This is a genomic window from Bacillus carboniphilus, assembly GCF_039522365.1.
GTDB lineage: Bacteria > Bacillota > Bacilli > Bacillales > JC228 > Bacillus_BF > Bacillus_BF carboniphilus.
In genome coordinates this window covers 44,399-64,871 of the sequence record NZ_BAAADJ010000003.1, presented here as the reverse complement: position 1 = coordinate 64,871, position 20,473 = coordinate 44,399, and the positions used below count along the sequence as shown (strand labels likewise).

The window sequence follows — 20,473 nt, the reverse complement described above, 5'->3', positions numbered from 1 at the left end:
TAAATTGTTTTGCTTTTCAAAAGCATATATTAAAAATTTAAAGTGGCTTTAGAAAGTCAATTCCCACGACTAACTAAAGCCACTTTGTTATGATGCGCTATTATTGGCTGCAGCGACTCCAGCAACCGTAGCGATATTTACAGCTTGTTGTGCTTGAATGATGGCCTCAACAATTGTATGGAATCCCGTCTCCATGGAAAGCGTGTTATCCATTTTACAACTCACAGTCAGGTTTACAGCCATCATAAAGTTCATATCTTTTTGCCATTTGAAATGCTTTTGGTCTTTTAAATAGTTTGCTACTTTCTCAACATTCGAAACTTCTTTCGCTCCATCTTTTAGAAGTGCCAACATTCCCATCTCTGGATAGTAGGTTGCCTTCGGTTTAATGCCTATTTCTTTAAATGTATTCCAAAGTTTCAAACAACGATCCACAAGAAGGTCCGGATCTGATTCAGTATCTAATGAAAGAATGTGGCTCAAAAACTGTAGGTCATTCCCTTTCCGAAACCCATTTTCATTTAATCGATCGTAAAAACCCTCAATATGATCCATAAGTTTCTCTATGGATTCATCTCGGTTTGCAATCAATACAGCTAATGGATAATCTTCATGACTTGTTAAGAAGAAGTGTTTATTTCGCATCCCTTTATAAACGGCAAGGGAACGTTGAACTTTTGATTTTGGATCAACTAATTCCTCCATATCCTTTAACATTGTTAGAGCTGCTATATACGTAAAGGCACCTCTACTAAATCCACCATCTACAAAACTCTCATAGAGTTCAAGATAAGAATGAAAAGATTTTTCTGGATTATCACATTCAATATCTAACATAGCCGCCGTTGTAAAACGTTGATATGATTTCAGAGTGGAAAATGCTCCAACATTATTCTTAATATAGTCACACAGTTCAATGTATCGTTTTAGGTTGAAAGGTTTATTTTTAACCACATACATAGAAGCAATCAGCATAAGCGTTCGTTGATCCGCTACTTTCCATCTTAGTTTTTTTCTTAATTGCCCATAAATATCTATATACTCGTCTACTTTCGTTTGTAAGTTTTCTGATAGCATCTGTAACCCACCTTTTTTTGTCTATACCTTTTATACGGAAAGGAGTAGATGATAGTTTCATTTGATTTGGTTACTTTAAGAATCCCTCGAGAGTGAAGAAGTTTGGAACTAGCAATTCATTTCCATTTTATTTAAAATAGAGAAATACTTATTTTAACAGACAGAAATGGGAGTTAATATGGAAAACATTGGATTAGTTTTAGAAGGCGGAGGAATGAGAGGGGTCTACACGGCTGGGGTATTAGAGTACTTCATGGAAAAAGAACTATACTTTCCCTATGTCATTGGGGTATCTGCTGGTGCCTGTATGGCTGCTTCTTATTTATCCAGACAAAACGGGCGGAACAAAGTGGTTAATATAGATTTGGTTCGTGATCCTCGCTACCTATCATTTCGGAATTTTATACGAAACCGTGAGTTTTTTGGTATGGATTTTTTATTTGATGAAATACCAAACAAAATTAACCCGTTTGATTACGATACTTTTTTAAACGCGAAAGAACAGTTTATTGTTGGAACAACTGATTGTGAAACAGGGGAGGCCGTCTACTACGATAAAAAGGACCACGGCAAACATATGTTGAAAATTATCCGTGCTTCTAGTTCTCTACCGTTTGTAGCTCCAAGTGTAGAGTATGATAATCGTTTATTGCTTGATGGCGGGATTATTGACCCTATTCCTATTCGGAAAGCACAAGAAGATGGTAATCATAAAAACGTCATCGTTATGACAAAACCACCGAATTATACAAAAAAACCTAGTAAGTTCGGAGGTGCCATTACTTATTTTAGTAAAAAGCATCCTAAAATTGGTGAACTAATTCAGTCAAGATACAAGCATTATAATGAAACGCTCGGCTATTTAGATTCTGAAAAGGAAAAGGGAAATGTAATGATCATTCAACCGAGTGTTCATATACCTGTTAGTAGAATGGAACGGAAACAAGAACGTCTACTTTCCCTTTACGAGTTAGGATATAAAGATGCAAAGAAGCAGTATGAAGAGATTGTGGAGTTTTTAAAATAGTATCATTTTGATATAGTCATAAAATTTAAAGTAGGAAGATGTGACTCTAACTAGTCCATTCTTCCTATTTGACAGTCACCACTCTTTGTTATACGATTATCTCGAAACAAAGATATTTCATTAGTGGGTGAATATAATGACCTATGAAACAGAAAATAAACAAGAGCATGACTTATCATTAAAGCTTTTTATTGTTTTGACCCGGGCAGTTGAATCAGTAAGAAAACAGGTAGAAAAGGATGTTCGTTCACACGGACTGAACTTAACAGAATTTGCTGTCCTAGAATTACTATTCAACAAAGGTGAACAGCCCATCCAAAAAATTGGAAGCAAAGTTTTACTTGCCAGTAGTAGTATTACGTATGTAGTAGATAAGCTTGAGAAAAAAGGTTATCTTACTCGAAAGCCTTGTCCCAATGATCGCCGTATAACTTTTGCAGTCATTACAAAGTCAGGAAAAACACTGATGGAAGAGATTTTTCCAAAACATGTAGAGGCGCTACACAATATCATGGGCGGAATAACCTCCGAGGAAAAGTCTATTTTAATTGAAAAACTTAAACAGCTTGGTCTTTACGCTGAAAGTCTGTAGTTTTTTTCATACCATATATCTCAGTTTAAGAATATTTGAGTACGAGATAAATACAAAGAAAATTAGGTGAGAGAAACATATGAAGCATATTTATAAACAAGGTCAAATTTCTACTAAACCAACGTTACTTCTTTTACATGGGACCGGTGGGAATGAGCACGATTTATTGCCACTGGGTAACCTGATTGATCCTGAAGCTTCGGTACTGAGTGTTCGTGGCGAAGTGTTAGAACATGGCATGCCCCGCTTCTTCCGTCGTCTTGCAGAAGGAGTATTTGATGAAGAGGATTTGATTTATCGAACGAAACAGCTTCATGAATTTTTAAATGAAGCCTCTAAAGAGTATGGATTTGATCGAAATAACGTAATAGCCATTGGTTATTCAAATGGAGCCAATATAGCCGGAAGTCTATTGTTCCATTATGAGAATAGTTTAAGAGGAGCCATTCTACATCATCCAATGGTTCCTAGAAGAGGGATGGAATTACCTAACCTTGCCAATGTACCTGTCCTCATTACAGCAGGGAAAAATGATCCTATTTGTCCATCTCAGGAATCAATGGATCTACAAAACCTTTTAGAAGCCGCAGGATCAGCTGTATCAATCCACTGGGAGATGAACGGACACGCATTAACTCAAACCGAAGTAACGGCAGCTGCTGGGTGGTATCAACAAACTTTTAGTTCAAGATAAAATAGGGAAGGGCGACAGTGATTGTCGCCCTTTTTTAATGATTGTACTCGCTAGTATCTTCCCAATCTGTAAACAAACCAGAACCGTTGCAGCCTGGGCAGTCATAAAAGTTTGTATGGACAAACTCATTGAGGGTCCACATACTTAGACCACTACCTCTACAATCTGGACACAAACCTTTAGATTGCATCTCTGTCACTTTCTTCTTGTATCTCTCATTACGCCATTCTGAAAATCTGTTAAACACACCCATATCTACTTCACTCCAAAGCATTTTCCCTTTAGTATGTGTAGAAATAGATATATTATCCGTTTGTTATCTAAAAAAAAAATATTCTGTTAATTACAAAAAGGAATCTCCAAATAAGGAGATTCCTAACTATGAAAAGTTTATATATATTGTAAGTATGGGGGTACTAACAATAGAACCAAAATACAATATACATGAATTTTTTTTGTTTGTCTAACATCAAAAGTACTAAACAGGATGGAAATTACTTGATGCAATAGATGTAGATTTGTAAAGTAGGATTATAACCATTTAGAGGGTAGGTGAGAGGATGAAAAAATTCTATACAGTTGGGATGGCAGGACATATTGACCACGGTAAAACTACACTTACAAAAGCTTTAACCAATGTTGACACAGATCGGCTGAAAGAAGAAAAAGAAAGAAACATATCCATCGAACCAGGATTTGCTCCTCTCATTAACAATGAGGAACTACAAGTATCGATTGTAGATGTACCTGGCCATGAAAGATTTATTAGACAGATGATTGCTGGTGTTGCCGGAATAGACATGGTTGTTTTAGTCGTAGCTGCAAATGAGGGCGCTATGCCACAAACGAAAGAACATCTAGAAATTTTATCTTTTCTTGGAGTAAAAAAAGGGATAATTGCTATTACAAAAATGGATTTGGTTGAAGCGGAATTATTGGAACTTGCTCGAGACGAAATTCTATTAGAATTACAAGGTACTATTTTTGAAAATGCCCCTTATTTTTACATAGATAGTCTTTCTAATAAAGGAATTAAAGAACTAAAGGATGCTATTCAGTCTGAGGTAATAGACTTGCCAACCAGGGCTAATACAGGGGATTTTAGGCTCCCTATAGATCAAGTTTTTCATGTGAAAGGCCAAGGAACCGTTGTACGAGGCACTATCTTTGACGGTCATATTTCAGAAGGTCATAGCGTGTATATTTTACCACCAGGTGTGAAAGGAACCGTTCGGGGGATCCAAGTACATCATCAAACAGTTGCTGAATCAATGGCAGGGCAACGAACGGCGTTAAATATAGGGGGAATTAACAAAGAGGAGATTAAGCGAGGGGACGTAGTGGTTTCTCATGCTAATCATTTTAGTACTCACACCATTGATGTATCCATACGTTTTGTGGATCAGCTTCGTCATCCTGTCAAACAAAGAATGCCTGTAAACTGCCATGTAGGGACCTCAGAAGTTCTTGGTACCCTTGTTTTTTTTGATCGAAATGAGATTGTTCAAGAAGAAGATGAGGTATTATGCCAAATCAGGCTAAATGAACCGATTGTAGTCAAAAGAGGAGATCGCTTTATTTTAAGGAGACCAACACCTGCAGAAACCATTGCTGGCGGTTGGGTTATTGACCCAAATGGCAAGAAATATAAGTGGGGAGAAGAAACCATCCAATCTCTCCTTCTAAAAAAAGAAGGGACACTCGAAGAAAGAGCCTCATCCGTTTTATTAAAAAATAGAATGATGACAGCAAATGAATTATGTACAGAATTACACATTGAAGAAGCAGAGCTAGAAAAGCTTTTGACAGAGACTGATGATCTATTAGTAGTGAAAAATAGAGTGACGCATGCAAAAGTTATGGATGGTTTAATTCGAGATATGACGTTATTATTAGAGCAGTTTCACTCAAAATATCCAATGCGCTCGGGAATCAATAAAGCTGAACTTGTCCAGGAACTTGGAAAAACGTACACAACTGAACTAGTAGAGGCTGTGTTAGATAAGGGTGATCCGGATGTATTTACTCGGGAAGAGCAGTATGTTAAAAGTAAAAGCTTTTCTCCTCATGTTCCAAAACAATGGGAAAAGCGCGTCCGAGGGTTATTAGATTCCATCCGTCGCGATGAGTATCAAGTCAAGACAAAGGAAGACTACCTAAAGGAAGCCGGTATTCCAGATTCGCTTCATATAGAATTACTCCATTACTTAGTCCAATCGAATAAAGTGGTCAGTTTGTCAGATAAGATCATTTGGACACAGGATACATTTGACAGAGCTGTTCAAACCTGTAAAAATAAGCACCCGGACGAATTAACTCTGTCCAATGTTAAGGATATATTAGGCTTGTCCCGTAAATTTTTAATTCCCTTCTTAGAAACTATGGATGTCCGTGGCCTTACTAGAAGAGAAGGAGAAGTACGACACTGGGTAGGCTAATCCCTAATCCAAAAGCCTTATTTTGAACACATATCGAGAACGCTTGTTCTAAATGTGGAGGAATGTGGTAAAATAATAGGTAACAGCTGAATTTTCAAGGGTGGTCGGCTTACCCCTTTATGAAAGGGGGTGATGCCTATGATGACAGTTTTTGAATCATTAACGTTAATGATTTCGTTTGCTTCATTGATTGTCGTCGTCCTGTCTTTTTCCAATAAAAAATAGACCTCCCTTGAATTGGTAAGCGGGTGAGGTCTATTTTCGTCGTAGGCCGATCTCCTCAAGAAATCAGCTGTATGCCTCGGAGTGTTGGCGCACTCTGAGGTTTTTTTATTATATGTTTGTTTGGTAATATTTATGTTTGTTATTACTTTACCACAAACTGCTTGGTTTTAAAACAAGATTTCAGAAAATAGGGTTGCATTTTTGAAAGTATAAAATTAAAGCTAAAGAACTTGTATGTAAGCATTGGTTTGCTTTTCTTTTACAGTTCCTATTATGGCGGCTTTGAAGTACGCTTGGTTGTTTAGGCTTTGTACGTACTCTTTTGCCTGATTTTCAGGGATAGCCACTAGTAATCCGCCAGATGTTATAGCGTCACATAGAATTAGTTGGTCCACTTCTGAAAGAGTAGGATTGTACTCCACGTCTGGTTGTAACCATTTATGGTTAGATTTTGATCCACCAGGGATAATACCTTGTGCAGCTAATTCTTTTGTTCCTTCTAGCATTGGGATATCCTCATAGCGGAACTCCAGTGTAACTTGACTACCTTTTGCCATTTCACTAGCATGACCAAGCAATCCAAACCCTGTTACATCTGTTACGGCATGAGGGGTAAAATCCGAAAGAACATCAGCCGCTTGTTTATTCAATGTTGTCATCACTTTTGTAACTTCATCAATCTGTTCGGACGTCACAGCGCCTCGCTTGATACCTGTAGTGACTATACCAACACCAATTGGTTTGGTCAGAACTAGGACATCACCTGGTTTTGCACCTACATTGCGCCAAATTTTATTCGGATGAACTGTTCCCGTTACAGATAGACCAAATTTGGGCTCCTGATCATCGATAGAATGACCTCCAACGGTTACAGCCCCAGCTTCATTCACCTTATCTTGGGCACCTTCAAGTATACGAGCCAAAACATCGGCTCCTAGTTTTTTAATAGGGAACCCTACTAGGTTTAAAACCGTTTTCGGTGTAGCGCCCATGGCATATAAATCACTTATTGCATTAGCCGCAGCAATTTGTCCAAAGTAATAAGGGTCATCGACAATCGGTGTAAAATAATCCAATGATTGGACGAGAGCAAGATCATCTGATAACTGGTAAACACCAGCGTCATCAGAGGTTTCCGTTCCGACTAAAAGATTTGTATCTGGAGTTGATTTCGGTAAAAGACGCAAAACTTGCGTCAGGTCTTCAGGACCAATTTTGCAGCCTCAGCCAGCTTTGGTAGAAAGGCTAGTTAGGCCAATTTTTTCATGTTCACTCATTCACGTCCACCTCCTATCCTTATTATACTGAAAAATTACATTTCTAGAAAATGATGTAGCATAACTGTCTGAATTTGCGGAAAAATACTACTTATACTAAAATGGGGGAACAAGGTTAACCCATACATATAGGGAGGAAAAATCAATGAAGGAATTTGTTGTATCTATCGAATTTTGCATGCAGTGAAACTACGCACCAAAAGCCGCGAGGTTCGCGGAATCATTATTTACTCATTACCGTTCTCAAATTAAGAAGCTAGACTTGATACCGGGTTCTGGTGGGGCATTTGAGGTTACGGTTAACGGGGATAAGTTATATTCAAAACTGGATACTGGTGTTTTTCCAGATGTAGAGGAATTTATTAGTGAGATGGAAAAATCGGCGAAGTAGAGAAGAGGCTATCCTACAGTTTTTAAACCGGCTTTTTTATAAGAATAGCGGAAGATGTGTCCTGCTTGATAGACGAGGTGGACAGGAGATCCGTTATTTGCTTAAAAAAGCGACTTTTCGAATGTTTTGCGGACAGAGATTCCGCTATTTGGCCTAAATTAGCTTAAAAAGACCATTAAACAGTCGAATAGCGGAACGAGAGTCCGTTCGCATCTCAAAAACCGGCATTTTTATTAAAATAACGGATTCTGTGTCCGGGTTGACGAATGAAGTGGACAAGAGATCCGTTATTTGCCACAAAAAGCGGGTATTCAAGGATTAAGCGGACAGAGGTTCCGCTATTTGGCCAAAATTAGCTTAAAAAGACTATAAAATAGACGAATAGCGGAACGAGTGTCTGTTTACACCTCAATAACTGGCTTTTTCAAAAAATAACGGATCCTGTGTCCGATATGATAACGTAGATAAAGGGCACAAAAAAAGGGCTGATCAGACAGCCCTTTTTATTATTACTCACCTAAATCAACGTTATGATAAACCTGCTTAACATCTTCTAAATCTTCTAGTGCATCAATCATTTTTTCAAATTGAGCTTGAGCGTCAGCATCTAGAGTCACTTCATTTTGAGGTAGCATTGTTAATTCTGCTACTGTAAATTCTGAGATACCAGCATCCTTTAATGCTTGTTGAACGGTATGGAATTGATCTGGTTCCGCATAGACGATAACTGCTTCATCCTCTTGAATGAGGTCACGGACTTCTACGTCTGCTTCCATTAAAATTTCAAGAACTTCTTCCTCAGATTTTCCTTCAAGACCGATAACAGCCGTAGCATCAAACATATAGGCAACAGAACCACTGACACCCATATTTCCACCATTTTTACCGAAAGCAGCACGAACTTCGGAAGCAGTACGGTTAACGTTATTTGTAAGAGCATCCACAATTACCATAGATCCACTAGGACCGAAACCTTCATACCGAAGCTCATCGTAGTTCTCATCTGAACCACCTTTTGCTTTTTCAATAGCACGGTCGATGATATGTTTTGGGACATTATAAGTTTTGGCACGTTCTAATACGAATTTAAGAGCTTGATTTAATTCTGGATCTGGTTCACCTTGTCTAGCCACTACATAAATTTCGCGTCCAAACTTTGCGTATATACGACTCGTATTGGCGTCTTTTGAAGCTTTCTTTTCTTTAATATTGTTCCATTTACGACCCACGACGTTCCATCTCTCTTTCCAATTTCAATCAAATTTTTGGGGTTATTAAGTATAGGCTGTTTTTAAACTGTAGACAATAGTTGATTCCCTAAACTTAGGACGTTGATTTCCGTTGCAGGTGCTTGCTTTCCGCGGGCGGTCCGGGAGCCTCCTCGTCGCTTTCGCTCCTGCGGGGTCTCCCTTGTCCCTTCCTCCCACTTTCCACTGCTTCCATATATCTCTTCAGTGCAGTGGAAATGAGTCAAGCACCTTCCACTCCAATCAACTGCAGGTTGAACTATATGTGTAAATTTATCAATCTTTACTTAAAACAGCCTAAATAAATAACATCCTGATACGATGTTGGTTTTGAACTATTTTATTATAACGCAATTGTTCTTGCATTTGAACGGGGAAATGGTTCTCATGCTATAATGTAGGCAATTACTTACTAGAAAGAGGATTTTTTTATGAAAGATTGGTTGAGATTTATCCCTTCCATACATGACCTACAACAAACAGATGAATACAGGGCTTTAGCTGAAAAATTCAAAGTTGATCGTAATAAGGTTCATCAACGTTTGACAAAATTACTAGATAAAGTACGGGCGGATTTATTACAGGGGAGGTGGACTGGCCCAAGCATTCAGAGTAAAGAGTTTACTGATTGGATTTGGATCCAACTGGAGTCTATCCTCAGCCACCAATTTGCCCCACAGCTTAAAAGAGTCATCAATGCTACAGGTACGGTATTACATACAAATTTAGGCAGAGCTCCTTTAAGTGAAAAAGCCATTGAACAAATCGTTGCAGTCGCACGGTCCTATTCGAATCTAGAGTATAATTTGCAAGAGGGGAAGAGAGGGTCTCGACACGATTTAGTTGAGAAATCTTTACTGGAACTTACAGGTGGAGAGGCTGCTATGATTGTAAATAACAATGCGGCGGCTGTTTATTTAGTATTACGTGCCTTGGCAAAGGATCAAGAGGTTATTGTTTCTCGAGGCGAGCTAGTTGAAATCGGTGGGTCCTTCCGTGTGTCATCGATTATGGAGGAAAGTGGAGCTGTTTTAAAAGAGGTGGGAACTACAAATAAAACCCATTTAAGTGACTATGAACAAGCATTGAATGATGAAACCGCCATGATTATGAAAGTACATACGAGTAATTTTAAAATGATAGGGTTTACGAAATCTGTTCCCGCTCACGAAATCGTTAGCTTTAAAGAAAACTATCCGAATGTTTTAGTTTACGAGGACTTAGGTAGTGGTGTGCTGTTCGATTTTAAGCAGGAGGGAATTGGAGAGGAACCAACTATTTCATCCGTATTAGAGAGTGGAGTGGACCTCGTTTCATTTAGTGGAGATAAGCTCCTTGGTGGACCACAAGCTGGAATTATCTTAGGGCGAAGAGATGTCATTGCCCGTCTAAAGAAACATCCATTAGCACGTGTTCTTCGTGTAGATAAAATGACGTTAGCAGGACTTGAAGGTACGTTGCTACAATACACACAGGGCACAAAAGGAATTCAAAATATTCCTGCACTTCGGAGTGTTCGGATGACAAAAGAGGAAGTTAGAGAACGTTCAGAAGCATTTATGTCTGCCTTAATCAATTGTAATGTATCTCTTCAAATAGAGTGTATGGAGGACTTTAGCTTAGTCGGCGGAGGAACCATGCCTGAAGTAAGATTACAAACGTACGTAGTTTCTGTTAAGCATCCCCAAATCCGACCATCCACAATTGAACAGAAATTAAGGGGGAGAAACATTCCTATCATAGTGAGAGTAAGAGATGAAGAGATATTGTTAGACCTAAGAACTGTTCAAGAAAGGGAAGAACAGGAAATTATCGAGGCATTTAAAGAGATTATAGATAAATCATTCACTCACGATTAAAAGGTCCTCTACTAATGAGGATCTTTTTTCTATCATAATTTTACCTATAATAAAAGGGAATTTACTGAATATATAGAATACTAGGAGTGACTACATAAAAAGGAGTGAGAGAGTTGAAAATTCTTATTTCTATTTCAAATCGGATCATGCAACGTTACCTACCAGACCCGCTATTGTTCGTATTTATTCTTACCTTTGTAGTATTTCTTCTGGGTTTAGCCGTAACGTCATCCAGTCCAGCTCAAATGGTTACTTATTGGGGTGATGGCTTTTGGGGCTTACTAACGTTTGCGATGCAGATGGTGCTCGTTCTCGTGACCGGGCATGTATTGGCAAGTAGCCCATTTTTCAAAACCCTTCTAGGGAAGTTAGCCACTCTAGCAAAATCGCCTGGTTCCGCGATTGTCATTGTTACGATTGTATCCATGATTGCCAGTTGGATAAACTGGGGGTTCGGTTTAGTAATCGGTGCCCTTTTTGCGAAGGAGCTGGCTAAGCGAGTTAAAAATGTCGATTATAGGCTCTTGATTGCAAGCGCTTACAGCGGTTTTATTATTTGGCATGGTGGACTCGCAGGATCTGTACCATTAACGATTGCAACTCCAGGACATTTTTCTGAAGACCTTATTGGTATCATACCTACAAGTGACACAATTTTTGCACCGTTTAACTTAATAATCATAGGTGCTTTGTTCATTGTTTTACCCATCTTAAACCGTTTCATGATGCCTAAAAAGGAAGAAACGGTTACTGTGGACCCTCAAGTATTGGAGGATACACTTTCCGCGGCAACAGTAGAGCAAACCAAGAAGCTTACACCAGCTGAATGGCTAGAGAATAGTCCTATTGTATCTGTCCTTGTATTTGTCCTTGGTTTATTTTTTATTTTCTTCTATTTTGGAGACAGCGGAACGCTAAACTTAAATATCGTAAACTTCTTGTTCTTATTCCTTGGAATTCTCCTACACTGGAGACCGAAAAACTTTTTACAAGCGGTAGCAAACGCAGTTAAGGGAGCTGGGGGCATTATCATTCAATTCCCGTTCTATGCAGGAATTATGGGAATGATGACGGCATCAGGTCTAGCTGTATGGTTTTCTGAGCAGTTAGTATCCATCTCAAACGATACTACATTCCATTTCTTTACGTTTTTAAGTGCAGGAATTGTAAACTTCTTTGTACCTTCTGGTGGGGGACAATGGTCGGTGCAAGCTCCTGTTATTTTAGAAGCAGCTCAAAGCATGGATGTATCTATTGCTAAAGCTTCCATGGCGGTTGCTTGGGGGGATGCTTGGACGAACCTAATTCAGCCATTCTGGGCACTACCAGCTCTAGCTATTGCTGGATTGAAAGCAAAGGACATTATGGGCTTTTGTGTGATTGTCTTAGTTGTAAGTGGTGTTGTTATTTCGTTAGGTTTATTACTTGTATAGCGTGTTTTAAAAGGGTTCCCGCTCCGGAACCCTTTTTTTGTTTACATATCATGACCCTGATTATGTTTTTGACGGGTATGATTCTTTTGTTTGACTTTGTGGGACCCACTTAATGGAGCCGGCTGACTATCTTGATCACCTTTAGGAGCATTCTTTCTCATGTCCTTACCATTGTTTTTGTTCATTGTATTCCCCTCCTTTATTGAGTAGTTTGAAACCAAACGTTTTGAATTATTCCATCACACTTATGCATAGCTTTTATACTGGTTTTACATACTATTTACGAGATAAAAGGAGGGTTTACAATGCCATACCATAAAGATAACCAGCAAGCTTTTCAGGCTGCACAACAAGGATATGTACAAGCAAAAGATGCTTTTCGAGAAGTTGTAAAGGGTGGTTCCGATTTCGGTCACGAATTAGCACACCTTAAACAAGAAGTGAATGAAGCGTACCAACAAATCGAAAATGCCCTAGAAGTTGCTAGTGAACATCAAAGGCAGCAATTGGAACAATTCAAACAAGATCTTAGTGGTCTTTTATATGAAGTAAATGGTGGAACAAATACAAGTGATATCGATAAGTTTTAAAAAACCAGGCTTGTTCGCCTGGTTTTTTTCAAGTCTTACTTATTGATTGGTCTTTCTCTTTTTATTGAATTGTCTTTGAGCTTCCGTTAGTGGCTCGTTAGACATTTCTTCGTTATAACCAGCACCTTTTCCTTGCGCTTTAGCAGCGTTCATACCTTCTCTGTAGTGATTAGCTTTTCTTTTTCCCATTCTAAACACCCCCTGTGAGGTTAGTGTGTCCGGATTGGAGAGTTTGCTTCATTACAGTTGATGGATAGTGGGGATGAGGTTTCCAGTGATACCTCAAATATCTATAAGAAAAACTTATGAAAAACTATAACATTCTCGATATTTACTTATGTTATACGTTGTATTAAGATAATGATGTGCTTAGAAAAGTCGGAAATTGTAACTTTTCAGCAATTGCGTTAAAATAGTTAACGGATTTTGTATAGAGGGGGAAATACAATGACGAAACATGATGTGTTTAATTCTCGTTCTTCTTTCGAATTAAACGGCAAAAATTATTCATTCTATCGTCTTGCCGCACTTGAAGAAGCGGGTGTAGCGAATATCTCTAAGCTTCCATTCTCAGTTAGAGTATTGCTTGAATCTGTTTTACGTCAAGTTGACGGACGTGTAATCACAAAAGAACATGTTGAAAACTTAGCAAAATGGGGAACTAGTGAACAGAAAGATGTAGATGTTCCATTCAAACCTTCCCGTGTAATCCTTCAAGACTTTACAGGTGTACCTGCAGTCGTAGACTTAGCATCACTTCGTAAAGCAATCGCTGATCTAGGTGGAAACCCAGATCAAATTAACCCTGAAATTCCAGTAGATCTTGTTATTGACCACTCTGTTCAAGTTGACAAGGCTGGAACGCAAGACTCATTAAAAGTAAACATGGACCTAGAATTTGAACGTAACGCTGAGCGTTATCAGTTCCTTAGCTGGGCTAAAAAAGCATTTAACAACTATCAAGCAGTTCCACCTGCAACTGGTATCGTTCACCAAGTGAACTTAGAGTTCTTAGCGAACGTTGTACATGCTGTGGAAAATGCTGAAGGTGAAATCGAAGCATACCCAGATACATTAGTTGGTACTGACTCTCATACTACTATGATTAACGGTATCGGTGTACTTGGTTGGGGTGTTGGTGGTATTGAAGCAGAAGCAGGAATGCTTGGTCAACCATCTTACTTCCCAGTTCCAGAAGTAGTTGGAGTTAAACTAACTGGAGAACTTCCAGATGGTGCAACTGCAACTGACCTTGCGTTAAAAGTAACTCAAGTATTACGCGGGCACGGTGTTGTTGGTAAATTTGTTGAGTTCTTCGGACCAGGGGTATCTACTTTACCACTTGCTGACCGTGCTACAATTGCAAACATGGCACCTGAATATGGTGCAACTTGTGGTTTCTTCCCAGTTGATGGTGAAGCACTTGAGTACCTTCGTCTAACTGGACGCACAGAAGAGCAAGTTCAATTAGTAGAAAAATACTGCCAAGAAAATGCTTTATTCTTAACGCCAGATGCAGAGCCAACTTATACATCTGTTGTTGAAGTAAATCTTACTGAAATTGAAGCAAATCTTTCAGGTCCAAAGCGTCCACAAGATTTAATTCCACTTTCAGCAATGAAGGATGAGTTCAATAAAGCACTTACAGCTACTGGTAACCAAGGTTTTGGCCTAGATGCTGATGAAATTAACAAAGAAATCACTGTTAAATTTGAAAACGGTGAAGAAGTTAACATGAAGACTGGTGCTGTGGCTATCGCTGCAATCACTTCTTGTACAAATACATCTAACCCATATGTAATGCTTGGTGCAGGACTTGTTGCGAAGAAAGCAGTAGAAAAGGGTCTAGAAGTTCCTAAGTATGTAAAAACTTCATTAGCTCCTGGTTCTAAAGTTGTTACTGGATACCTACAAGATTCAGGTTTACTTCCATACATGGAGAAACTTGGATTTAACACAGTTGGGTATGGTTGTACAACATGTATCGGTAACTCTGGACCTCTTGCTGATGAAATCGAAAAAGCAGTAGCAGAAAATGATTTACTCATCACTTCTGTACTATCTGGTAACCGTAACTTTGAAGGACGTATCCATCCTCTAGTTAAAGGTAACTACCTTGCATCTCCACCACTAGTTGTTGCATATGCGCTAGCTGGTACTGTGGATGTCGACCTTAAGAATGATCCGATTGGTAAAGATAAAGATGGTAACGATGTGTTCTTCAACGACATTTGGCCAACTACGGAAGAAGTGAAGGCTGCTGTTAAGAGCACAGTTACTCCAGAGCTATTCCGTAAAGAATACGAAACTGTATTCGATGACAACGAGCGTTGGAATGCAATCGAAACAAATGATGATCCACTTTACACTTGGGATGAAGAATCCACTTACATTGCAAACCCTCCATTCTTTGAAGGGCTATCTCCAGATCCAGAGGAAGTAAAACCTCTAGGTGGTCTTCGTGTAGTAGGTAAATTTGGCGACTCAGTAACAACTGACCACATTTCTCCTGCTGGTGCAATCGGTAAAGATACACCTGCTGGTAAATACCTACGTGAAAAAGGTGTAGCAATTAGAGATTTCAACTCTTACGGTTCTCGTCGTGGTAACCACGAAGTGATGATGCGTGGTACATTTGCGAACATCCGTATTAAAAACCAAATCGCTCCTGGTACAGAAGGTGGATACACAACTTACTGGCCATCAGAAGAAGTTATGTCTATCTATGATGCTTGTATGAAATATAAGCAAGATGGAACTGGCTTAGCTGTTCTAGCTGGTAAAGATTACGGTATGGGATCTTCTCGTGACTGGGCTGCTAAAGGTACTAACCTACTTGGTATCAAGACAGTTATCGCTGAAAGCTTTGAGCGTATTCACCGTTCTAACCTTGTATTGATGGGTGTTTTACCTCTTCAATTCAAAGACGGAGAAAATGCTGAAACTCTTGGCCTAACTGGTAGAGAAGCAATCGATGTTCAAATCGATGAAAACGTAAAACCTCGTGACCTTGTGAAGGTTACAGCTACTGATGAAGAAGGCAACAAGAAAGAATTTGAAGTTCTTGTTCGCTTTGACTCTGAAGTAGAAATTGATTACTACCGTCATGGTGGAATCCTTCAAATGGTTCTACGTAACAAGCTTCAAGCATAATTTAAATCAAACCCTCGTACATTTTATGTGCGAGGGTTTTTTGTACATATTGTGTCTAACGTCAGGAGACCTTGCAATTAAAACGACAGTCATATATCTTTAGGTAAGATACATGTCATGTTCTTAATTTAAGGGAGGACTCTAAACAACATGGTTAAAAAAGTCATAGCAATTGTATCGTTAATTGCTCTATTTACAGTTGCGATTGTACAGGCTATTGAAAAAGAGCAACAAGATCGACTTCCTGGACTGAAAATTGGAACAGAGGCTCCGGACTTCACATTAAAAAATCTGGATGGTGAGGAAGTATCACTTTCGGATTATCGAGGAAAAAAAGTCATGTTGAATTTTTGGGCAACATGGTGTGCACCATGTGAAGCTGAAATGCCTGAAATGCAGAAGTACTATGAAAAAAATAAAGATCAAAACATCGAAATTTTGGCTGTGAATATGGACCCACTTAACGATGTAGCAGGGTTTGTGGAACGATATGGGCTCACCTTTCCAGTTTTACTAGACCCGATTGTAAAAAACAAGGTAGAGGTAAACGAATTATACAAAACCGTTGTCATCCCAACCAGCTATATCATTGATGAAAAAGGAAAAATTGAAAATAAATATATGTCCACAATGGATTTATCTGTTATTGAGGAATTGATGGGAGAGTAAGCTTAAGCTTACTCTCTTTGTAATTAATGTGGGTTTACTGTTATATCCCAGGGGGTATATGTATCTAACAGTTGAAACACCTCAAATATAGGACCTTTTCCACCGAAAACAAGAAAATTCTTCAAATTCTTGCTCTTTTTTAATTAAATTTTCAAAAAGTTGTCATAATTGAAACCGATTTCGGACAGAATAGATGATACTATATTAAGTAAGGAAGGTGACATAAGATGAGAAGACCTCGAAAGCGTTCCTTTTCAGAACTTGTACAAGAAAACAAGCAAGCTTTATTAAAAGATGAGGAAGCTTTGCAGAAGCTTGAAGAAAAATTAGAACAAAAGCATCTGCAAAAAGCTGAATAAAGTTTTCCATTCATATCTCTCGTTCACTTGTAGAAAATATAAGTGAGGAGGGATTTTTTTATGAGCAAAAGCACACCAAATAAGAAGAATAGTGAGCACTTTGTTCCAAACCACATTGGTACTCAATCACGTGGTTTTGGTGGAAACAAGGGAAAGAAAATGCAAGACATAAGTGGTAAACACGCTCAAGTGATGCAAACAAAAGGTGAGTAGGATACCAAGCTTTCCCTTCCATATTTCTTTTTGTTTTAGTCTACACTAATCGATGAATCCCACAATAAGAGGAGGATGCTTCGCATGGCTAGACATAATAAACCAAAACCAGATGATCGTAGTGATAACGTAGAAAAGCTTCAATCAATGGTTCAACATACAATTGAGAATATGGAAAAAGCTGAAGCCAGTCTTGAATTTGCAGACGGAGTTCAACGTGAACAAATTCAAGCGAAAAATGAAAGAAGACGTGAGAGTATCGCAGGGATGAGAGAAGAAATTAAAGATGAAGCCGCTCACCAAAAAGGTAATAACCGATAAAATGTCCCTACTCTAATTACTTAAACAGACCAGCTGTAACTAGCTGGTCTTTTTTCATACATAATCATGAGCAAACCATATGAGGGAAAGATAAGGGTATGATAAGATAGAGAGCGACAATAAGCATAAAGTGAGAATTAGGAAGATGACTATTAAAATTCAAATTATAGAGTGGATAAAAGAGAATATACGAGGTTGGGAACAACAACAAGAGGTCCCTTCAGCCATTGAGACGGTTAAAAAGCTGTATCAGCTTACTCAATATAAACCTAGTGACGAAAACTTAGCGGATGGGTACACATTAGTTGCGATTAGTTTTTTTAACGAGAAAAGAGATGCTATTCTGATTCGGACTTGGATAGAGCAAGCGCTGAAACTTAACCCATCTCATACCATTGCTCGAAAGCTTTCAGAACAGTTAACCTTAATCGATCATAGATCTTTATTTGAAGACATCTCATTTCCTGCCATGCGCGAAACAGATAATCGAACCACTAAGCGAAAGCTGTCTAAAGTCTATCATGAAGAAGCCAAGAAGCTATTCGATGAACTTAAAAACATACAGATTGTGGGAGATGGTCAGAACTCGTCATTACCATTGAAACAAATGAAAGAGACTATAGACGCTGCCCTTACTGTACTAGATGAACTCATGAAGGCTTCCGAAAACTATGAACAGTCTCTCTCTGGTAACTTCTACACCTCTGTTTATTATGAAGAAATGATGAAAAAGGTAACAGAGCTAAAAGAATTCCAAAAGACTTGGGAATCCTTTATGCCTCCTGCAGAAGAGCTTGGAAAGCGTGACCTAACAGCATTAGAGGAGCTACAATCTATGATTGGGCTTTCAGAAGTGAAGAACCGTGTGAATCAATTTTATCATTTCTTAAAGTATCAAAAGCAGCGAAAGAAAAGAGGGTTTCAGACGAAGGATGAAATGAGTCTGAACATGATCTTAACAGGAAACCCTGGTACTGGAAAAACAACGATTGCTCGGTTGTTAGCTAAAATCTATTACGAATTGGGCGTATTACCTAGAGATGAGGTTCTTGAAGTCAGCCGCTCTCACTTAATTGGTGCTTTTATGGGACAAACCGAAGAAAATGTCCAACATTACGTCGAAAAAGCCCTTGGAGGCGTTCTATTTATAGATGAAGCCTATAGTTTAAAACGTGATGGCCAATCAGGTAATGATTTTGGTCAAACGGCTATTGATACCCTTGTTTCTTTAATGACTAGTAAAGAGTACGGTGGAAAATTCGCCGTTATTTTAGCCGGTTATCCTGAGGAAATGAGAAACTTTTTAGAAAGTAATCCTGGACTTAGAAGTCGTTTTCCTGCTTCTAATCATTTTCACTTCCCTGACTATTCCGATCAAGAGCTTCTTGAAATTGGAGAGAGAATTGCGTATGAGAATGACTATATTTTAACAGATGAAGCTCTCATTGAAATTTCTTCTAAAATTGAGAAGGAGCGGGTGGATGAATCATTTGGTAATGCAAGATCTGTCCGAAACATCATACTGGATGCTATATTTCAAAAAGGGATTCAAACCGAAAAAGATGCAGATTTATTGCAATTTAGTTTTATCGAAAGAGTCCATGTAACTGGTGAAAGTGAGGTAGATTCAATTTCTGCCTTTAAGGAATTAGATGAGTTGATTGGCCTTACATCAATCAAAGAAGAAGTCCGAACGATAATGGCTTTTATTGAAACACAGCAAAAAAGGAAAGAATTAGGGCTTCCAGCTGTTCCTTTTCAGCTTCACTCTATCTTTTCTGGAAATCCAGGAACAGGTAAAACCACCGTGGCATCCATTTATGCCCGATTATTGAAGGATGTAGGCGTGCTTAAGAGAGGACACCTAGTAGTCGCAAGTCGTGCAGACCTGGTGGCTGGATATGTTGGCCAAACCTCCATTAAAACAAAAAAGAAAATTCGTGAAGCACTTGGCGGTGTACTGTTTATTGATGAGGCGTATTCCTTGTTTAAAGAAGGTGGAAGTGACTTCGGTAAAGAAGCAGTTGAAACGCTTGTTGATGAAATGACTAAACATAAAGAAAATCTCGTTGTGATCATGGCGGGTTACCCCTACGAAATGGAACAACTACTAAATAGTAACCCAGGGCTTCGTTCGAGATTTAAGAAATTCTTTCACTTCCCTGATTATGTACCTGAGGAATTAGTTAAGATTGGTGAAAAGTATTGTGATCACTTTTCATATAAAATGGCAAGCGAAGCGAAGGAATGGCTATTACAGAAGTTTCATGTGAGAGTGCCTGAAGGAAATGGTCGCCTCATTGAAAATGTGGTGGCGGATGCCCTTCAAGAACAAGCAGTTCGTGTTACAAAGCTTCCTGATTTATCTGGTGAAGAATTAAAAAGAGAATTGTCACTCGTAATAAAAGAAGATATAGAAAAAGCCTTCAATAGAGTAAAATGATAGAGGAGAGAGGACAACATGTATATCTCAAAAAAAGCCATTCAAATATTTTACGCAGACTCTGATATGATGGGTGTGGTCTACCATGCCAATTACTTGAAATGGTTTGAACTTGGACGTTCTGCCCTAATTGAGGAACTGGGGTTCAACTATTTAGCAATGGAAGCAGAGGGTTATTTCGCACCTGTTTATGATGCACATGTTACCTATAAGAAGCCAGTCCGATTTGGTGAAAATGTATATGTAAAGACTTGGGTCGAGGAAAGTAACGGCATTCGTACAGTCTATGGCTACCAGATTGTGGACGACACCAATGATGTAAGAGCAGAGGGTAGTACCACTCACGTCATTGTTCGTAAAGATAACTTTAGACCGGCAAACTTTAAAAAAGCTTTCCCTGAATGGTTTGCCAAATATGAGGAGATCAAGAAGAAGCCAGCTGAATAACGTGTTGAATAGAATCAA

General features: G+C 38.7%; 21 protein-coding genes and 1 pseudogene. 16 read left to right on the top strand and 6 right to left on the bottom strand.

The window, feature by feature from the left end:
• Positions 1-87: 87 nt before the first annotated feature.
• Positions 88-1,077, bottom strand: coding sequence for a DUF4003 domain-containing protein (locus ABDZ91_RS01150; RefSeq protein WP_343795571.1), 990 nt, complete (start codon positions 1,075-1,077; stop codon positions 88-90).
• Between the two features lie 178 nt (positions 1,078-1,255).
• Here ABDZ91_RS01150 and ABDZ91_RS01145 point away from each other — a divergent pair, with 178 nt between their 5' ends.
• The 3 genes from ABDZ91_RS01145 to ABDZ91_RS01135 all read left to right on the top strand — a co-directional run bounded on the left by ABDZ91_RS01145 (position 1,256) and on the right by ABDZ91_RS01135 (position 3,390).
• The gene (locus tag ABDZ91_RS01145; RefSeq protein WP_343795569.1) at positions 1,256-2,104 is read left to right on the top strand and encodes a patatin-like phospholipase family protein; all 849 of its coding nucleotides are present in this window, start codon (positions 1,256-1,258) and stop codon (positions 2,102-2,104) included.
• A gap of 136 nt (positions 2,105-2,240) precedes the next feature.
• On the top strand, positions 2,241-2,696 hold the full coding sequence (locus ABDZ91_RS01140; RefSeq protein ID WP_343795568.1) for a MarR family winged helix-turn-helix transcriptional regulator: 456 nt from the start codon (positions 2,241-2,243) through the stop codon (positions 2,694-2,696).
• Positions 2,697-2,775: 79 nt separating this feature from the next.
• Positions 2,776-3,390, top strand: a complete 615-nt coding sequence (locus ABDZ91_RS01135) for an alpha/beta hydrolase (RefSeq protein WP_343795567.1) — start codon at positions 2,776-2,778, stop codon at positions 3,388-3,390.
• 34 nt (positions 3,391-3,424) lie between these two features.
• Here ABDZ91_RS01135 and ABDZ91_RS01130 read toward each other — a convergent pair whose 3' ends face one another.
• Positions 3,425-3,643 carry a methionine aminopeptidase gene (locus ABDZ91_RS01130; protein ID WP_343795566.1) on the bottom strand — a complete coding sequence of 73 codons (219 nt, stop codon included), beginning with the start codon at positions 3,641-3,643 and terminating at the stop codon, positions 3,425-3,427.
• Between the two features lie 307 nt (positions 3,644-3,950).
• Here ABDZ91_RS01130 and selB point away from each other — a divergent pair, with 307 nt between their 5' ends.
• Positions 3,951-5,828 (top strand): selenocysteine-specific translation elongation factor, encoded by a 1,878-nt coding sequence (gene selB / locus ABDZ91_RS01125; protein WP_343795565.1) that lies wholly within the window; start codon positions 3,951-3,953, stop codon positions 5,826-5,828.
• A gap of 132 nt (positions 5,829-5,960) precedes the next feature.
• The gene (locus tag ABDZ91_RS01120) at positions 5,961-6,053 is read left to right on the top strand and encodes a putative holin-like toxin (RefSeq protein ID WP_343795563.1); all 93 of its coding nucleotides are present in this window, start codon (positions 5,961-5,963) and stop codon (positions 6,051-6,053) included.
• Between the two features lie 221 nt (positions 6,054-6,274).
• Here the strand turns inward: ABDZ91_RS01120 and selD are convergent, their stop codons facing one another.
• Positions 6,275-7,330 (bottom strand): selenide, water dikinase SelD, encoded by a 1,056-nt coding sequence (gene selD, locus ABDZ91_RS01115; protein WP_343795561.1) that lies wholly within the window; start codon positions 7,328-7,330, stop codon positions 6,275-6,277.
• 199 nt (positions 7,331-7,529) lie between these two features.
• On the opposite strand from selD, the pseudogene ABDZ91_RS01110 reads away from it, so the two are divergent.
• Positions 7,530-7,721: pseudogene (locus tag ABDZ91_RS01110) on the top strand (Rdx family protein); the annotation flags it as partial.
• Positions 7,722-8,230: 509 nt separating this feature from the next.
• Here ABDZ91_RS01110 and ABDZ91_RS01105 read toward each other — a convergent pair.
• Complete coding sequence (locus ABDZ91_RS01105; RefSeq protein ID WP_343795559.1) at positions 8,231-8,950, bottom strand: YebC/PmpR family DNA-binding transcriptional regulator; 720 nt, start codon at positions 8,948-8,950, stop codon at positions 8,231-8,233.
• A gap of 449 nt (positions 8,951-9,399) precedes the next feature.
• Between ABDZ91_RS01105 and selA the strand changes: the two genes are divergently transcribed.
• Together selA and ABDZ91_RS01095 are read left to right on the top strand one after the other, a co-directional pair.
• Positions 9,400-10,827 carry an L-seryl-tRNA(Sec) selenium transferase gene (gene selA / locus ABDZ91_RS01100; RefSeq protein ID WP_343795557.1) on the top strand — a complete coding sequence of 476 codons (1,428 nt, stop codon included), beginning with the start codon at positions 9,400-9,402 and terminating at the stop codon, positions 10,825-10,827.
• Between the two features lie 113 nt (positions 10,828-10,940).
• A complete protein-coding gene (locus ABDZ91_RS01095) occupies positions 10,941-12,260 on the top strand; it encodes a short-chain fatty acid transporter (RefSeq protein WP_343795555.1) in 1,320 nt (439 codons plus the stop codon).
• Positions 12,261-12,301: 41 nt separating this feature from the next.
• On the opposite strand, the gene ABDZ91_RS01090 is transcribed toward ABDZ91_RS01095, so the two are convergent.
• Positions 12,302-12,445, bottom strand: a complete 144-nt coding sequence (locus tag ABDZ91_RS01090) for a small acid-soluble spore protein P (protein WP_343795553.1) — start codon at positions 12,443-12,445, stop codon at positions 12,302-12,304.
• A 120-nt stretch (positions 12,446-12,565) separates the two neighbouring features.
• Between ABDZ91_RS01090 and ABDZ91_RS01085 the strand changes: the two genes are divergently transcribed.
• Positions 12,566-12,850 (top strand): hypothetical protein, encoded by a 285-nt coding sequence (locus ABDZ91_RS01085; RefSeq protein WP_343795551.1) that lies wholly within the window; start codon positions 12,566-12,568, stop codon positions 12,848-12,850.
• Positions 12,851-12,889: 39 nt separating this feature from the next.
• Here ABDZ91_RS01085 and sspO read toward each other — a convergent pair whose 3' ends face one another.
• Positions 12,890-13,039 (bottom strand): small acid-soluble spore protein SspO, encoded by a 150-nt coding sequence (gene sspO, locus ABDZ91_RS01080; RefSeq protein WP_343795549.1) that lies wholly within the window; start codon positions 13,037-13,039, stop codon positions 12,890-12,892.
• Positions 13,040-13,297: 258 nt separating this feature from the next.
• Here sspO and acnA point away from each other — a divergent pair, with 258 nt between their 5' ends.
• From acnA to ABDZ91_RS01045, 7 genes are all read left to right on the top strand, one after another.
• Positions 13,298-16,003: an aconitate hydratase AcnA gene (gene acnA / locus ABDZ91_RS01075; protein WP_343795547.1), complete on the top strand. Its 2,706-nt coding sequence runs from the start codon at positions 13,298-13,300 to the stop codon at positions 16,001-16,003.
• A gap of 150 nt (positions 16,004-16,153) precedes the next feature.
• Positions 16,154-16,672, top strand: a complete 519-nt coding sequence (locus ABDZ91_RS01070) for a peroxiredoxin family protein (protein WP_343795545.1) — start codon at positions 16,154-16,156, stop codon at positions 16,670-16,672.
• A gap of 227 nt (positions 16,673-16,899) precedes the next feature.
• Complete coding sequence (locus ABDZ91_RS01065) at positions 16,900-17,031, top strand: FbpB family small basic protein (RefSeq protein ID WP_343795543.1); 132 nt, start codon at positions 16,900-16,902, stop codon at positions 17,029-17,031.
• Between the two features lie 60 nt (positions 17,032-17,091).
• The gene (locus ABDZ91_RS01060) at positions 17,092-17,244 is read left to right on the top strand and encodes an acid-soluble spore protein N (protein WP_343795542.1); all 153 of its coding nucleotides are present in this window, start codon (positions 17,092-17,094) and stop codon (positions 17,242-17,244) included.
• An 84-nt stretch (positions 17,245-17,328) separates the two neighbouring features.
• A complete protein-coding gene (gene tlp, locus ABDZ91_RS01055) occupies positions 17,329-17,565 on the top strand; it encodes a small acid-soluble spore protein Tlp (RefSeq protein ID WP_343795540.1) in 237 nt (78 codons plus the stop codon).
• Between the two features lie 145 nt (positions 17,566-17,710).
• Entirely contained in the window at positions 17,711-20,008 is a 2,298-nt protein-coding gene (locus ABDZ91_RS01050) for an AAA family ATPase (protein ID WP_343795539.1), read from the top strand.
• Between the two features lie 18 nt (positions 20,009-20,026).
• Positions 20,027-20,455 (top strand): acyl-CoA thioesterase, encoded by a 429-nt coding sequence (locus ABDZ91_RS01045; RefSeq protein WP_343795538.1) that lies wholly within the window; start codon positions 20,027-20,029, stop codon positions 20,453-20,455.
• The last annotated feature ends 18 nt before the right edge of the window (positions 20,456-20,473 follow it).

Excerpts from the sequence above, each read along its gene's own strand:
- acnA (WP_343795547.1), top strand. The coding sequence starts at position 13,298 with ATGACGAAACATGATGTGTTTAATTCTCGTTCTTCTTTCGAATTAAAC.
- ABDZ91_RS01135 (WP_343795567.1), top strand. The coding sequence starts at position 2,776 with ATGAAGCATATTTATAAACAAGGTCAAATTTCTACTAAACCAACGTTA.
- ABDZ91_RS01140 (WP_343795568.1), top strand. The coding sequence starts at position 2,241 with ATGACCTATGAAACAGAAAATAAACAAGAGCATGACTTATCATTAAAG.
- ABDZ91_RS01045 (WP_343795538.1), top strand. The coding sequence starts at position 20,027 with ATGTATATCTCAAAAAAAGCCATTCAAATATTTTACGCAGACTCTGAT.
- ABDZ91_RS01050 (WP_343795539.1), top strand. The coding sequence starts at position 17,711 with ATGACTATTAAAATTCAAATTATAGAGTGGATAAAAGAGAATATACGA.
- ABDZ91_RS01145 (WP_343795569.1), top strand. The coding sequence starts at position 1,256 with ATGGAAAACATTGGATTAGTTTTAGAAGGCGGAGGAATGAGAGGGGTC.
- ABDZ91_RS01120 (WP_343795563.1), top strand. The coding sequence starts at position 5,961 with ATGCCTATGATGACAGTTTTTGAATCATTAACGTTAATGATTTCGTTT.
- ABDZ91_RS01065 (WP_343795543.1), top strand. The coding sequence starts at position 16,900 with ATGAGAAGACCTCGAAAGCGTTCCTTTTCAGAACTTGTACAAGAAAAC.
- selA (WP_343795557.1), top strand. The coding sequence starts at position 9,400 with ATGAAAGATTGGTTGAGATTTATCCCTTCCATACATGACCTACAACAA.
- ABDZ91_RS01090 (WP_343795553.1), bottom strand. The coding sequence starts at position 12,445 with ATGAACAAAAACAATGGTAAGGACATGAGAAAGAATGCTCCTAAAGGT.
- ABDZ91_RS01060 (WP_343795542.1), top strand. The coding sequence starts at position 17,092 with ATGAGCAAAAGCACACCAAATAAGAAGAATAGTGAGCACTTTGTTCCA.
- ABDZ91_RS01130 (WP_343795566.1), bottom strand. The coding sequence starts at position 3,643 with ATGGGTGTGTTTAACAGATTTTCAGAATGGCGTAATGAGAGATACAAG.
- tlp (WP_343795540.1), top strand. The coding sequence starts at position 17,329 with ATGGCTAGACATAATAAACCAAAACCAGATGATCGTAGTGATAACGTA.
- ABDZ91_RS01150 (WP_343795571.1), bottom strand. The coding sequence starts at position 1,077 with ATGCTATCAGAAAACTTACAAACGAAAGTAGACGAGTATATAGATATT.
- selB (WP_343795565.1), top strand. The coding sequence starts at position 3,951 with ATGAAAAAATTCTATACAGTTGGGATGGCAGGACATATTGACCACGGT.
- ABDZ91_RS01085 (WP_343795551.1), top strand. The coding sequence starts at position 12,566 with ATGCCATACCATAAAGATAACCAGCAAGCTTTTCAGGCTGCACAACAA.
- sspO (WP_343795549.1), bottom strand. The coding sequence starts at position 13,039 with ATGGGAAAAAGAAAAGCTAATCACTACAGAGAAGGTATGAACGCTGCT.
- ABDZ91_RS01070 (WP_343795545.1), top strand. The coding sequence starts at position 16,154 with ATGGTTAAAAAAGTCATAGCAATTGTATCGTTAATTGCTCTATTTACA.